13 protein-coding genes are annotated in these 12,206 nt (G+C 33.8%); 7 read left to right on the forward strand and 6 right to left on the reverse strand.

Translation table 11 applies throughout. From position 1 onward, the window contains the following. Nucleotides 1-42 precede the first annotated feature (42 nt). From U9P79_06395 to U9P79_06410, 4 genes are all read right to left on the reverse strand, one after another. On the reverse strand, nt 43-1,296 hold the full coding sequence (locus tag U9P79_06395) for a 3-deoxy-D-manno-octulosonic acid transferase (protein MEA2104252.1): 1,254 nt from the start codon (nt 1,294-1,296) through the stop codon (nt 43-45). 150 nt (nt 1,297-1,446) lie between these two features. Beyond that, the gene (locus tag U9P79_06400; protein MEA2104253.1) at nt 1,447-2,157 is read right to left on the reverse strand and encodes a pyridoxine 5'-phosphate synthase; all 711 of its coding nucleotides are present in this window, start codon (nt 2,155-2,157) and stop codon (nt 1,447-1,449) included. Nucleotides 2,158-2,258: 101 nt separating this feature from the next. Further along, nucleotides 2,259-3,134 (reverse strand): YitT family protein, encoded by an 876-nt coding sequence (locus tag U9P79_06405; protein ID MEA2104254.1) that lies wholly within the window; start codon nt 3,132-3,134, stop codon nt 2,259-2,261. Beyond that, nucleotides 3,118-3,882 carry a polyprenol monophosphomannose synthase gene (locus U9P79_06410; protein MEA2104255.1) on the reverse strand — a complete coding sequence of 255 codons (765 nt, stop codon included), beginning with the start codon at nt 3,880-3,882 and terminating at the stop codon, nt 3,118-3,120. Before U9P79_06410 ends, U9P79_06405 begins: the two co-directional genes overlap by 17 nt. Before the next feature lie 346 nt (nt 3,883-4,228). On the opposite strand from U9P79_06410, the gene U9P79_06415 reads away from it, so the two are divergent. From U9P79_06415 to rpmA, 7 genes are all read left to right on the forward strand, one after another. Then, the gene (locus U9P79_06415; protein ID MEA2104256.1) at nt 4,229-4,612 is read left to right on the forward strand and encodes a hypothetical protein; all 384 of its coding nucleotides are present in this window, start codon (nt 4,229-4,231) and stop codon (nt 4,610-4,612) included. A gap of 142 nt (nt 4,613-4,754) precedes the next feature. Beyond that, nucleotides 4,755-5,114 (forward strand): hypothetical protein, encoded by a 360-nt coding sequence (locus U9P79_06420; protein MEA2104257.1) that lies wholly within the window; start codon nt 4,755-4,757, stop codon nt 5,112-5,114. Nucleotides 5,115-5,127: 13 nt separating this feature from the next. Next, nucleotides 5,128-5,766: a helix-turn-helix domain-containing protein gene (locus U9P79_06425; GenBank protein MEA2104258.1), complete on the forward strand. Its 639-nt coding sequence runs from the start codon at nt 5,128-5,130 to the stop codon at nt 5,764-5,766. A 3-nt stretch (nt 5,767-5,769) separates the two neighbouring features. Next, nucleotides 5,770-8,253, forward strand: a complete 2,484-nt coding sequence (locus U9P79_06430; GenBank protein MEA2104259.1) for a TIGR03960 family B12-binding radical SAM protein — start codon at nt 5,770-5,772, stop codon at nt 8,251-8,253. Between the two features lie 31 nt (nt 8,254-8,284). Next, nucleotides 8,285-9,796: an Rne/Rng family ribonuclease gene (locus U9P79_06435; GenBank protein MEA2104260.1), complete on the forward strand. Its 1,512-nt coding sequence runs from the start codon at nt 8,285-8,287 to the stop codon at nt 9,794-9,796. Nucleotides 9,797-9,848: 52 nt separating this feature from the next. After that, nucleotides 9,849-10,166, forward strand: coding sequence for a 50S ribosomal protein L21 (gene rplU / locus U9P79_06440; GenBank protein ID MEA2104261.1), 318 nt, complete (start codon nt 9,849-9,851; stop codon nt 10,164-10,166). Nucleotides 10,167-10,184: 18 nt separating this feature from the next. Continuing rightward, nucleotides 10,185-10,469 carry a 50S ribosomal protein L27 gene (gene rpmA, locus U9P79_06445; protein MEA2104262.1) on the forward strand — a complete coding sequence of 95 codons (285 nt, stop codon included), beginning with the start codon at nt 10,185-10,187 and terminating at the stop codon, nt 10,467-10,469. Between the two features lie 361 nt (nt 10,470-10,830). On the opposite strand, the gene U9P79_06450 is transcribed toward rpmA, so the two are convergent. Both U9P79_06450 and U9P79_06455 read right to left on the reverse strand, forming a co-directional pair. Further along, entirely contained in the window at nt 10,831-11,181 is a 351-nt protein-coding gene (locus U9P79_06450) for a hypothetical protein (GenBank protein MEA2104263.1), read from the reverse strand. Nucleotides 11,182-11,201: 20 nt separating this feature from the next. Then, nucleotides 11,202-11,807, reverse strand: a complete 606-nt coding sequence (locus U9P79_06455) for a hypothetical protein (protein MEA2104264.1) — start codon at nt 11,805-11,807, stop codon at nt 11,202-11,204. Between the last annotated feature and the right edge of the window lie 399 nt (nt 11,808-12,206).

The following is a 12,206-nucleotide window of genomic DNA, read 5'->3' on the forward strand; positions in this document are numbered from 1 at the left end:
TCAAGTAATCTATCCATCATTACGAATTTGTGATAACTGCTTTTATTTGTAAGATATATATTTCTCTATCAGGTTCAAAGTATTGGGAAGCGAATCTCCGTTTTTTTTCATAACCAGTTTGGCATTTTTACCAATCCTTTTCCTCATCTCGGTATTTTTATAAAGTTGCAAAACCATATCTCCGAGCCTATCCTTGTCAACTATCCGAATAGCATTATTTTCAATCAGAAGATCTACAGATTTCTTGCAACTGGAATGATATTTTCCCATTAGAATTGGTTTTCCAAAAAAAGCTGCTTCTAACGGATTATGTCCTGAAAAATCGTAAAAACTTCCACCGATTATTGCGATATCAGAAATTGAATATGCGGAGGTGAGTTCTCCCATTTTATCAATGAGGAGAATGTCAAAATTCTTTATATCTTGCGATATTGTAGAAAAATCAGCAAAATTAACATCATTGTTTTGGAGAATTTTCCTCACTTCATCCAATCTATTTAGGTGGCGGGGAGCGATAATAATTTGATGCTCAATTTTATGTGAAAGGAGGAATTTATGCAATTGCATTACAACTTCTTCCTCGCCGGGTCTGCTGCTTCCAAAAGTTATAACAAAATCGGATGAAATCCCCCAACGCTTTTTTATCGTTTGAGTGTCCGGTTGTGGGAGTTTAAGTGCAAATTTCAAATTACCGTTTACCGCAATATTTTTTTCTTTGAAAAAGGCATACCTGATTTTATCAACTTTTGCTTGAACAGAAATAAAATCAATTTGCGAGATAATTTTTTCAAAAAGAAATGAAAATTTACGATAATTCCGAAAAGAGTTCTCGGTCATTCTGCCGTTTATTATCAAAATTTTTGCCCCTGATTTTTTTGTGTAATGGATTAAAATTGGCCAGATTTCTGTTTCTGTCAAAATCAACAAATGCGGTTTGATATTCCTGAGAACATTTTTAATAACAAAGGGAATGTCCAAAGGTAGAAGAAATGGGAAAATTCTTTGAGGATGATTTTGAGCAATTCGTTTTGCTCGTTCCAGTCCTGTGAAGGTCATTGTGGAAAAATAAATGAACTGTTCAGGATGAGAATCTGCAAATTCATTGATCAACGTTTCAATTCCGTTAACTTCTCCTACGGAGGAAGCATGTATCCAAATTCGGTTTGTTTTTGGGTAAGGAAATTTCCCAAAACCAAGTCGCCATTTCCATTCGCCTTTGTTAAAAACATATTTGAAAATGAAATAGGGTAAAAAAATGAGAGAAATGAAAGTTACGATAAATATGTAAAATAGCATGTTAATAATTTTTTCTATAAATGTAATGCAAACATCCCGTTCGCGGTGATAACCACATCCTTTTGAATACTTAAAAACCTTCGCAAAGGCTGAAAGTCTCAGTGATTCTCAATCAGGAATGATTAAGTTACAAAGGAATCATCCGTAAGGTTATGGCTGAATAAGCTGCTTCATTTCAGCCACAGCTCTTCCGAGTCCGATAAAAACAGCTCGAGCTATGATTGAATGCCCGATATTATATTCCTCAATCTCTTGGATCCCGTTGAGATAGTGGATATTAAAATATGTTATTCCGTGACCAGCAGCAACGTATAACCCTGTTTTTTTTGCATATAAAGAAGCGTTTTTGAGTCGTTCAACTTCGAGTAAAATCTCCTTTTCCGTTTCTCCATTTGCGAAATCTCCGGTATGCAATTCAACCGCATCAGCTTGCAATTTCTTGGATTGCTTTATTGTTTCGATATCCGGATCGATGAACAAACTTACGGTTATACCGGATTCCTTAAGTTGCTTAATCTTTTCATATAATCCTGAAATATAGACATTTAATCCGCCTTCTGTTGTAACTTCTTCACGTTTTTCCGGAACGAGAGTTACAGAATCAGGGTGAACAGATTTTGCGATAGCAACCATTTCTTCCGTTGGAGCCATTTCCAGATTTAAGCGTGTTTGGATTGTTTCGCGAAGAATTCTCAAATCGCGATCTTGCATATGCCTTCTATCTTCACGAAGATGAATAGTGATTTGGTCGGCACCTGCTTTTTCTGCTACAAATGCTGCTTCCACAGGATCAGGTTCAAATGTTTTTCTTGCCTGCCTGACGGTAGCAGTGTGATCAATGTTTACACCTAATTTTATCATGTTTGTCCTTTGCTATTTTTTTGGCTCGTAAGAAAGGATGAGCCAAGAAATGTTTTTAGTTCCGCGTTTAAAGTCCTCGTTGCAAACATCTTGCGAATAATTTAAACACCATTTTCAACTTTTTTAAAACCTTTTCCCATTACCGTATGCACCGGTTGGGTAATCACAAATGCATCAGGATCAACCTCCTGAACTATGTCCCGTAATTTTGCAACTTCCCGAATTGTAATTATCGTGAGAATTATATTTTTCTCCTTCCTCTGATAAGCACCCATCCCTTTGATGAAAGTTACACCTCTATCCATTTTATCATAAATCATTTCCTTGATTTTTTCAGATTTTTCAGAAATTACATAACAGGCTTTCACATGCCCCATTCCGGAAATTATTATATCCACCACTTTGCTAGAAACATATAAAGCAATAAAACCCCAGAGAGCATATTCCACACCTTTAAAGCAAAAAGCGGCAAAGCTGATCACGAAAAAGTCTATGACGATAAATGTGTTTCCAGCTGTTAAAATCCCTTTCTGATTGAATATTTGAGCTACAATGTCCGAACCACCGGTAGATGCTTTATTTTTAAAAACGATACCGAGACCGATTCCAAGTAGCAAACCACCGTAAAGTGAGGCAAGCAGAGTGTCCTCCGTAACAGCATTAACCTTCAAAACTTCCTGAAAAAAATCAGTGAATAGTGAAAAGGTAATGATGCCAAACAGAGTGCGAACACCAAATAGCTTCCCCAAAAATTTTATTCCGAGAAAGAAAAGGGGAATATTAAAAATCAACATAGTTACACCAAGTGGAATATTTAAAATAGAATTTAGAACTACGGCTATTCCGCTTACGCCACCGGCAGCAATTTTATTTGGAGATAAAAACATAACAAGAGAGAGAGCCATTAATATTGCTCCAACACTAATGGCGCCATAATTAATTATTACTTTTATAATGTTATTAGTTTTTAGTTTCATCGCTCGTTTTTTTCCTATTTATAATAATTCTCTCCCAAAAACGTGGAAAGAATCTTAATTGCCAAACTCGAATAATTGCTTCATATACAATTTTTTTTGACATTTTTGATTGCCCGTTACGTCGTTCTTCAAATACAATGGGTATCTCGGAAATACGAAAATTATGTTTCCATGTTTTGTAATTCAATTCTACCTGAAATGAATATCCTTCGGAAATTATCCTGTTCAAATCAAGTTCTTCCAAAACTTTCCTGCGAAAGCATTTGAATCCACCAGTGGGATCTTTTACGGGCATTCCTGTAATAAATCGAACATATTTTGACGCAAACACACTAAGAATCAATCTTTTAAATGGCCAATTAACTACATTTATTCCATCACAATATCTCGAACCTATTACCAAGTCAGCGGTCTTAATTGCTTCGAGAAGATTTGGAAGAGCATTCGGATCGTGGGAAAAATCGGCATCCATTTCTAAAATGTAATCATATTTATTTTCAATACCGTAGTGAAATCCTGTTATATAAGCTGAACCGAGTCCCATTTTGCCAGCTCGCTCTATTAAATGAATTCGAGGATTTTTTTTTATTTCTTGTTTTACAATATCTGCTGTATGATCGGGTGAGTTATCATCCACGATCAGCAATTCAATTCTCTCGTCTTGTTTGAGGATCTCCGGTATTAACTTCGGCATATTCTCAGATTCATTATAGGTTGGTACGATTACCAATGCCTTATTTTCTTTCATGTTTATCCTTTAAGGTTTTTAGAATTTGATTTTTTAAACTTCTTTTTTTTTCATATATAAAAAAAAGTCATGGGGCTTTAATGTCAAATTATTTCAAAAATTAGTGAGCTTTTATCCTCAAAATTGTCATTAGATGGTTTAGTGTTTTATTAAAAAAGTGTAAAAAAATATTTTAAGATTGAACTAACAAGTAAAAATATTTGGAATTCTTTGACAAAAAAATACAAAATCAGATTTTTGATTCAAATTTTATGATAAGTTAAATATCATTTTTCTATTTAATCGATTAATCATTTTTAGTTCTTTAATTTTATATTTTATCAATATTTTGGAGGAAATAATTGAAATGAAAAAAAGAGTAAGCATAATTGAAGTTTTAATGGTAATTTTAATAACGGGAATTATAGTGATAATAATTTTCCCATCCATTGATGCAAAAAAGAAAACAAAAATAATCAGTCTGGAAGTACTTCCAACTTTTGAACTTATTCAAGAACAAAACGACATTTTTTTTGAAGAAAACGGTTATTACCCATTTCTTTCTCAGTTAAATATCAAAGGCATTAACGATAAAAAATATTTTAGTTACGACATGACGGACTCAACCCTAACCGCTACAAGTTTGAAACCTTTTGGTAGAACAGGTGCGGTTATTGTTTATAATTTTATTGATAATCAATGGTCTGTTGAAGGCACCGAAGGGGTTATTAAGGAATTCTGGTTACCGTAAAAATAACCCGAATAACAACCTGATTTAAATATCAACCGCTCTGCCCTTTGATAAATCTAAGTGCAGAAACGGTATTGATTTTGATTCCCTTTTTCGTACATATTTTTATACGATTCGATCAGGTGATTCCTTATTTTAGATCATGAAAAAGATTTTAGTTACTTTGTGCCTATTTTTTTGTTTGTTTACTACATTATTTGCGGAAAAATTATATTTTAGCGAAGACTTATCCTCCCAAAATTCAGGGAATTCTTATTTACAGAAAGATAAATTTGCTCATCTTACAACTGCCTGCTTTCTCTACTGCTGGAACTACAAAGTAATGAGCGACATCTGCCAAATTAATTCAACAAAATGTAAATATCTTTCTTTTAGTCTTGTTAATCTTATGGGATTGGCAAAAGAATTTGTGGATTCAAAAGAGAAAAATAATAATTTCAGTTACAAAGACCTGATGTTCGATCTTATGGGAAGTGTAGCCGGAATGATAATATGCAATTAGCAAAGAGGTAATTATGGCAATCCGATTTCGCGAAAATTCGCAAGATTCTGCCGGAAAATTTCTGAAAGCATTGCGAGAAGAAAAGGGCATCAGCATTGATGAAGTATCGCTTGAGACAAAAATCAAACCTCATTTTCTTATAGCTATCGAAAACGGCAATATAACCGATCACATCAACCTATCTTATGCGAAAATCAATATAATAAATTATTCCAGATTTCTGGATGCAGATATTAAACAGATTCTTGATATGTTCGAAGCAGAACATAATCTCACTTATAACACAAAAATCAAGAATGATAAAAACAAAGATTATCAAAAAAAAATACTTGTTTCGAAAAATACATTAAAGATATTGATGCTAATTTTACTCTTGATCGTCTTATATTCATTCGGTTCAATTTTATACAAACAGGGAGATTTGCAAAGAAATTTTTTCAAAATATCAAATTCTGATATGCCGATTGACTCTGTTCAAATAAGTCAAACGTTTACCGACTCAAGCTCTATCGTTTCCTCAAAAAAATCGGAAAATATTACCAGCCAATATGAACCGGTTTACAAAACCAAAGACATTTACAAAAAATACTTCATGAAAACCGATCCAAACCCGTGGTATGTAGTCCCTGAATATCTTAAACGAAAATCATAGATAATGAAAAGTTTGAAAACAGTAGAGATTGAAGATTTTTTACTCAATTTCCGTGCACCCGGTAGATATGCAAATAACGAGTTGAATTGTCTGGCAAAAAGTATAACAAAAAAAACATTAAATTTTGCTCTTGCCTTTCCCGATAAATATGAGATTGGCATGTCGCATCTCGGGCTTAAAATTCTATATTCTATTCTAAATAGTACTGAAAAATTTACCGCAGATAGAGTTTATACACCTGATGTTGACTTGATTGAATTCTTAAAAAAAGAGGATATTCCTCTCTTTTCTATTGAGAATCGAATTGCCCTCTACGAATTTGATGTTATCGGTTTCACCCTTCAGTACGAGCTTTCCAACTCAAACATTCTCTTGATGCTCCAACTAAGTAAAATTCCCTTGCTTTCTAAGAATCGGGGTGAACATGATCCACTGATCATCGCCGGAGGACCTTGTGCGTTTAATCCACAGCCTCTTGCCATGTTCATAGATGCTTTTGTAATCGGTGATGGTGAAGATATTATCATCGAGCTGGCGGAATCTCTTTTAATCAACAAAACCGCTTCACGAAAAGAACGGTTGAACAAACTTAGCAAATTACGAGGAATATATATACCTGAATTTTATGAAGAAAAGCATGATTCGAATGGCACTTATGTAATTCCAAAATCAGCTGATTATCCAGCGAAAATCAAGAAAAATTATTTTACCGATTTTGATAACAAGGCGAAAATTCACTTTCCACACCTTGTCCCACTGACTGATATTGTGCATAATCGTCCGGCAATCGAGATTATGCGCGGATGCACCCGTGGATGCCGATTTTGTCAAGCAGGAATGATCTATCGTCCGGTTCGAGAAAGGGATGATAACTTACTTGTTGATATTATCAAAGAGGAAATAAAACTAAACGGGTGGGATGAAATTTCTTTAAATTCATTGTCAACTTCAGATTATTCCGCCATCCAACCGTTGATAGCGAAACTGAATCCAATACTAAAAGCAACTCACACCAAACTTTCGCTCCCATCCCTTAGACTTGATACGATTGAAAAAGATTTTGTCCAAGCGATAAAAAAAATGATCGGAAGCACGTTAACCATCGCACCTGAAGCAGGAAGCGAACGTTTGCGTGATGTGATAAATAAACAAATCTCCGAAGAAGAGATTATCAATTCAATCGAATTTGCTTTGAAAATTGGAATTCGTTCAGTAAAATTGTATTTCATGTTGGGGCTGCCAACCGAAACTGAAGATGATATTCAATCAATAATAAATTTGGTGGGAAAAATCAAAAGGCTAAAAAATTATCTGCGGATAAAAATTAGTCTATCCACTTTTATTCCAAAGCCATTTACTCCTTTCCAGTGGTCGCCTTTGGACAGCAAAAAAAATATAATTGCAAAAGTTTCTCGTATAAAAAGAGGACTGTCAAAATACCACTCTGTTAAGGTTAGTTATAATAGTTACGAGCAATCGTTGCTCGAATCCGTAATTTCGAGAGGAGATTCAAAAATAGGAAAATTGATATTAGGAGCGTTTGAAAGAGGCGCAATGTTCGATGCTTGGAATGAGAATTTCAATTTTGCTTTATGGGAAGAGGCTGCTCAAGACAACGGGATCGACTTGCAAAACTACTCCGATGCAATAAAAAATGGGAAAAAAATGTGCTGGTCTCATATTGATTCCGGAATACGAGAAGATTTTCTGGTCAGTGAATACGAAAAAGCAATAAATTCACAAACCACTCCTGATTGTCGTGTGGGAAAATGTTCAAACTGTGGTGTTTGTACAGATGTTCAAAACCGTTTTCTTTTTCCGGAAAAGCAGAAGGCAAAATTGGGATTTACTGAAAAAATAAATGTTGAAAAAATTCAGCAAACAACTTTTTTTAAATATCGTGTATTCTACGAAAAAGGCAGGAAAATGCGATTCAGTTCGCACCGTGATCTGATGAAAATAATTTATCAAGTTGTGCGAAAAAGTGGTTTGCCTGTTTATCACACAATGGGTTTTAACAGACGTCCGAAAATCTCTTTATGCCCGGCTTTATTACTGGGAATGACAGGTAAGAATGAATTCTTCGATATTAGATTGATCAAATTAATGCCTGAAAATATTGTTTTAGAACAGATGCAAATCAATTTACCGGAAGATTTGATCATCCACAAAGTGGAAAGAATCTTCGTCTCTACGAAAAATATGGGAAATTTTCAAAATGAAAGATTATTGTTATCTTCAAAGCACAATTTTAATTGGGATGAAAAAATTGCTGAATATGAAAAGACTTCTCACTTTATTAATAAAAAGGGAAAAAAAGTGCTAACAAAAGATTCAATTCATAGTGTAATTTCGAATGGGGATGGATTGATTGTAGAAAAAAATATTTTAGGTATCCGCACTTCAGATTTTTTGCAATCAATTTTGAAAATTACACCCGAAGATGTCAGTAAATTGAGAATTACAAGATTAAAAATGATGAAATAGGTTAAGAAAAAATTTTTGAAAGGATTTTTCAATGAAAACAGAATTAGTTGTAAATATCGGTCCATTTGAGAACCGAATAGCTTTATTAGAAGATGATGTTTTAGTAGAATTGTATCATCATCGCGAGGGAGAAGAGGAATGTGTTGGCAATATTTATAAGGGTACTGTTAAAGATAATGTACCCGGAATGGCAGGATGTTTTCTTAATATAGGTTTGGAAAGAACCGCTTTACTTCACTATCGAGATGCAATTCCTGATTTTATGAACCTTGTCGGCGATATTGATAAAAAAACAATTAAGCGAGCCGGTTATGACGATTTGGAAATGGGAAAATTGCTCAGGCCGGGGCAGGAATTAATTGTACAGGTGGGGAAAGCTCCTATCGGGAAAAAAGGTGCCAGATTAACCGGTGAAATTTCTATTCCCGGAAAATTTATGGTTTTAATTCCGAACAAAAATTATGTGGCTATCTCCCGCAAAGTGAAAAGTTTCAAAGAAAAAAAGCGATTGAAAAAAATTACTCAAAAGGTCAGAAGTAAGGACATGGGCTTAATCATTCGTACCAACGCAGTCGGGCATAGTTTAAGTGATTTCAAAAACGAATATGGCAAACTCATAAAAAAATGGAAAAATATTGAGAATAAATTTGTGAATAAAGCCGCTCCAACCTGCCTTTATGATGACAATGATCTGCTCTCACACGTTATTACCGATCTGATACATAAAAACCTTGATTCGGTGATCGTGGATTCTAAGCAGTTCATGGACAATCTGCGAGATGAATTAAAAGAAGTTGCACCTGACCTTCTTTCAAAAGTTTTGCTTTTTCAGGAAGAATCAGGTATTTTTGATGCTTTCGGAATTGAAAATGAAATAAGAAAAATGTTTTCTCACAGATTGTATCTTGAAAGTGGTGGATTTCTTGTAATCCAACAAACCGAAGCTCTGGTTGCAATTGATGTAAATACCGGAAGTTTTGTTGGAGGCGAAAATCTGGAAAAAACAGTTACGACAACAAATGTAGATGCTGCCAAAGAAATCGCACGCCAAATACGTCTTCAGGATCTCACAGGGATGATTTTTATTGATTTTATTGATATGTTTAAAGAAGTCAATCGCAAAAAAGTAGCAAAAACATTTATTAACGAAATGCGAAAAGACCATTCTCCTCATAAAATTTTCACAAGCAGCCCCTTGAATATGATCGAAATGACGCGAAAAAGAACAAAAACGGATATGATATCTTCATATTTTGAAAATTGCCATAATTGCCACGGGGTCGGAAGAGTGCTCTCAAAGAGCAGCATTTTGAACGAAATCCTCAAATGGATGAACAGAGCCGAAATATATCATCCTGCAGATGTGCTTGAAATTTCTGTAAATACACGCGTTTACAAATATGCAAAAGAACACGAACACGAGATGAACAACGATTATCACTTCACATTTAATTTCAAAGCAGAGGCAGAAATGGCATTTAACGATTTCAAAATTTATTCGATAAAATCAAAAAAATACATTACAGGTTTGTATAAAACTTGACACATAAATCACGTGTCTGGAATTTATCACACTCAATTATAAGGAGTTAAGAATGTACGCAATTATAGATTTCAAAGGCAAACAGCTAAAAATTGAACAGAATAAAATTCTTAAGGTTCCATTTCTGGATGGACGAGAAACCGGAACAGAATTTGAGATTGATAATGTCCTTCTGTTACAAGCAGAAGATAAAACAACGATTGGTACACCTACCGTTGAAAACGTAAAAATCGTTGCTGAAGTTCTCGAACATGGAAGAGATAGAAAAATTATTGTCTTTAAAAAAAATCGAAGAAAAAGTTATAGTAGAAAACAAGGTCACAGACAAAATTACACAAAAATAAAAGTTAAAGATATTAAAATATCATAAAATTTTTCGGAGGATATTATGGCTCATAAAAAAGCAGTTAGTAGTTCACATAACGGAAGAGATAGTAATCCGAGTTATCTTGGTGTAAAAAAATTTGGTGGTCAAGTTGTGCAAGCCGGAAATATCTTAGTTCGCCAACGCGGAACCAAAATCCATCCGGGTAATAATGTTGGAAAAGGAAAAGATGACACTCTTTTTTCACTCATTGACGGTTATGTAAAATTTGAAAATTATAAATTTAAAGGTTTTCGAACCACGAGAAACAAAAAGAGACAAATCAGTGTTTATAACAGTTTGAATTAGTTTTTTCGCTTCAAAAATTTATAAAACCTACAAATCACAATTTGTAGGTTTTTTTTTACAACGATTCACATCCTATTTTGATTTACCTAATTCGAGTCCGTCCGTAAAGTATATATTCGACGCAGATGAAGGCAGATGAAAATTGATTTTTGCAAGATAAAAATTATTAAATATCTTTCATCCAATCTTTCACCTCTTTATATTCCTCGCTTTTCTTACCATAGAATTTCTTCCTAAATTTTAGGGAATCAGAGAAACATTTTTTTGCATCGTCAATCATATTCGCATAATAGTATGCTCGGGCGAGATCATATCTGGAATCGTCTGCTTTCTCCGAATTTTCTCCAAAAATGCCTATTTTTTAGTTTGAACCGTCTGCTTGATGAGCGAAAATCTCATCATCTGTCGGAACATACTTCTCTTTGATAAGCCTGTGTATTTCTCCACTGATTATATTTAGCGCCGAGCATTCCCACTGACCATAATTTCCGGGTAATTGCCGATAGTAGTTGAGAACTTTGCCCAATCTTTCCTGCATTAGATTTAAGATAATTTCAGGATCTGTTATTTTTGCATCTATTTCTGTAAACGAATTTCTAACAGTTCGAATTCCATCTCGCAATTCCGAAGAAATTGAAACATCGCTTCCCATCCAATCATAAGCATTTGCATAAGCTCTTTTTGTAACTTTATGAATCAATATTTCCAACATTACTAAGCTCTTTTCCTTCATTATTTTTTAGTGATAATCATTAGGATTTTTATTTCGACGTTGAAATCATCCTTGCCCTCATAATCCAATACTTTAATATCTGATAAATATAATTCGCCTTCTATTCCCATTTTTTCGGAATACTTTTTTTCTGCAATCTCTTTGACAGCTATCTTATACTTTTCCGTTAGAGATTTGTCCAAATCTGCTGTTCGGAAATTAGTCTCCAATAATACCGCATTATCTAATTCAATATCTTGCTTTTCAACCGGTGTGGATAATACACAAAGATATTTTTTTTTATCTCCGTCCTTTAAGCAATAGGATAATTCTTCATGAACATTCGATAATACAGCATTCGTTGTTGTTTTGAATACAGTAGAACCATTGTTTTTTTGATAAACAAATTGCATTCCGGAAACCTGATTTGCTAAATTCATACGGGCATATAATTTTGCTTTATCAATTGCTATTGTATTGCGTACTGATTCTCCAACTCCATATCCCATGATGCTCGTTTGTTTGAGATTATTTTCTTTGATTTTTATTTCTTTGAAAGTTTGTTTTTCTGAGCAGGAAATAAATGTGATCGCAATAAGTAAGATGATTAAAAAAATATTTTTCATATAATCCATAGATTCATAAAAATATTTTTTGTAATTATCTGTCAAACTAAAAGAAACTGAATTTGGGCGATCTACAACATAATTAGTGTCTTTCCTTAAAGTATAGATTGGACGCAGATGGACGCTGAAAAAAATGATTTACGCAGATAAAAAATTTAAGTACAAAAATAGTAGTATCAGCGTTTATCTGCCGAATCAGTGTTTTTCTGCGTCGAATCATTTTGCTAAAAAACCATTTATAAAATAGTAGTTTACGGACAGGCACTAATTACCCACCCTTTTTCATATTTTTTACATAATTATTCCTGTTCTATACTCAATAAAAATGTAAAAAATATGCAAGGAAATATCAAAATCACTGTCAAACCGGAGTCATAAAAAAGCCGATTCCCATTAAAA

It is taken from the genome of Candidatus Cloacimonadota bacterium (genome assembly GCA_034661015.1).
Taxonomy (GTDB): domain Bacteria; phylum Cloacimonadota; class Cloacimonadia; order JGIOTU-2; family JGIOTU-2; genus JAYEKN01.

Excerpts from the sequence above, each read along its gene's own strand:
- U9P79_06455 (MEA2104264.1), bottom strand. The coding sequence starts at position 11,807 with ATGAAAAATATTTTTTTAATCATCTTACTTATTGCGATCACATTTATT.
- U9P79_06430 (MEA2104259.1), top strand. The coding sequence starts at position 5,770 with ATGAAAAGTTTGAAAACAGTAGAGATTGAAGATTTTTTACTCAATTTC.
- U9P79_06420 (MEA2104257.1), top strand. The coding sequence starts at position 4,755 with ATGAAAAAGATTTTAGTTACTTTGTGCCTATTTTTTTGTTTGTTTACT.
- U9P79_06405 (MEA2104254.1), bottom strand. The coding sequence starts at position 3,134 with ATGAAACTAAAAACTAATAACATTATAAAAGTAATAATTAATTATGGC.
- U9P79_06425 (MEA2104258.1), top strand. The coding sequence starts at position 5,128 with ATGGCAATCCGATTTCGCGAAAATTCGCAAGATTCTGCCGGAAAATTT.
- U9P79_06435 (MEA2104260.1), top strand. The coding sequence starts at position 8,285 with ATGAAAACAGAATTAGTTGTAAATATCGGTCCATTTGAGAACCGAATA.
- U9P79_06400 (MEA2104253.1), bottom strand. The coding sequence starts at position 2,157 with ATGATAAAATTAGGTGTAAACATTGATCACACTGCTACCGTCAGGCAG.
- U9P79_06395 (MEA2104252.1), bottom strand. The coding sequence starts at position 1,296 with ATGCTATTTTACATATTTATCGTAACTTTCATTTCTCTCATTTTTTTA.
- rplU (MEA2104261.1), top strand. The coding sequence starts at position 9,849 with ATGTACGCAATTATAGATTTCAAAGGCAAACAGCTAAAAATTGAACAG.
- U9P79_06410 (MEA2104255.1), bottom strand. The coding sequence starts at position 3,882 with ATGAAAGAAAATAAGGCATTGGTAATCGTACCAACCTATAATGAATCT.
- rpmA (MEA2104262.1), top strand. The coding sequence starts at position 10,185 with ATGGCTCATAAAAAAGCAGTTAGTAGTTCACATAACGGAAGAGATAGT.
- U9P79_06450 (MEA2104263.1), bottom strand. The coding sequence starts at position 11,181 with ATGTTGGAAATATTGATTCATAAAGTTACAAAAAGAGCTTATGCAAAT.
- U9P79_06415 (MEA2104256.1), top strand. The coding sequence starts at position 4,229 with ATGAAAAAAAGAGTAAGCATAATTGAAGTTTTAATGGTAATTTTAATA.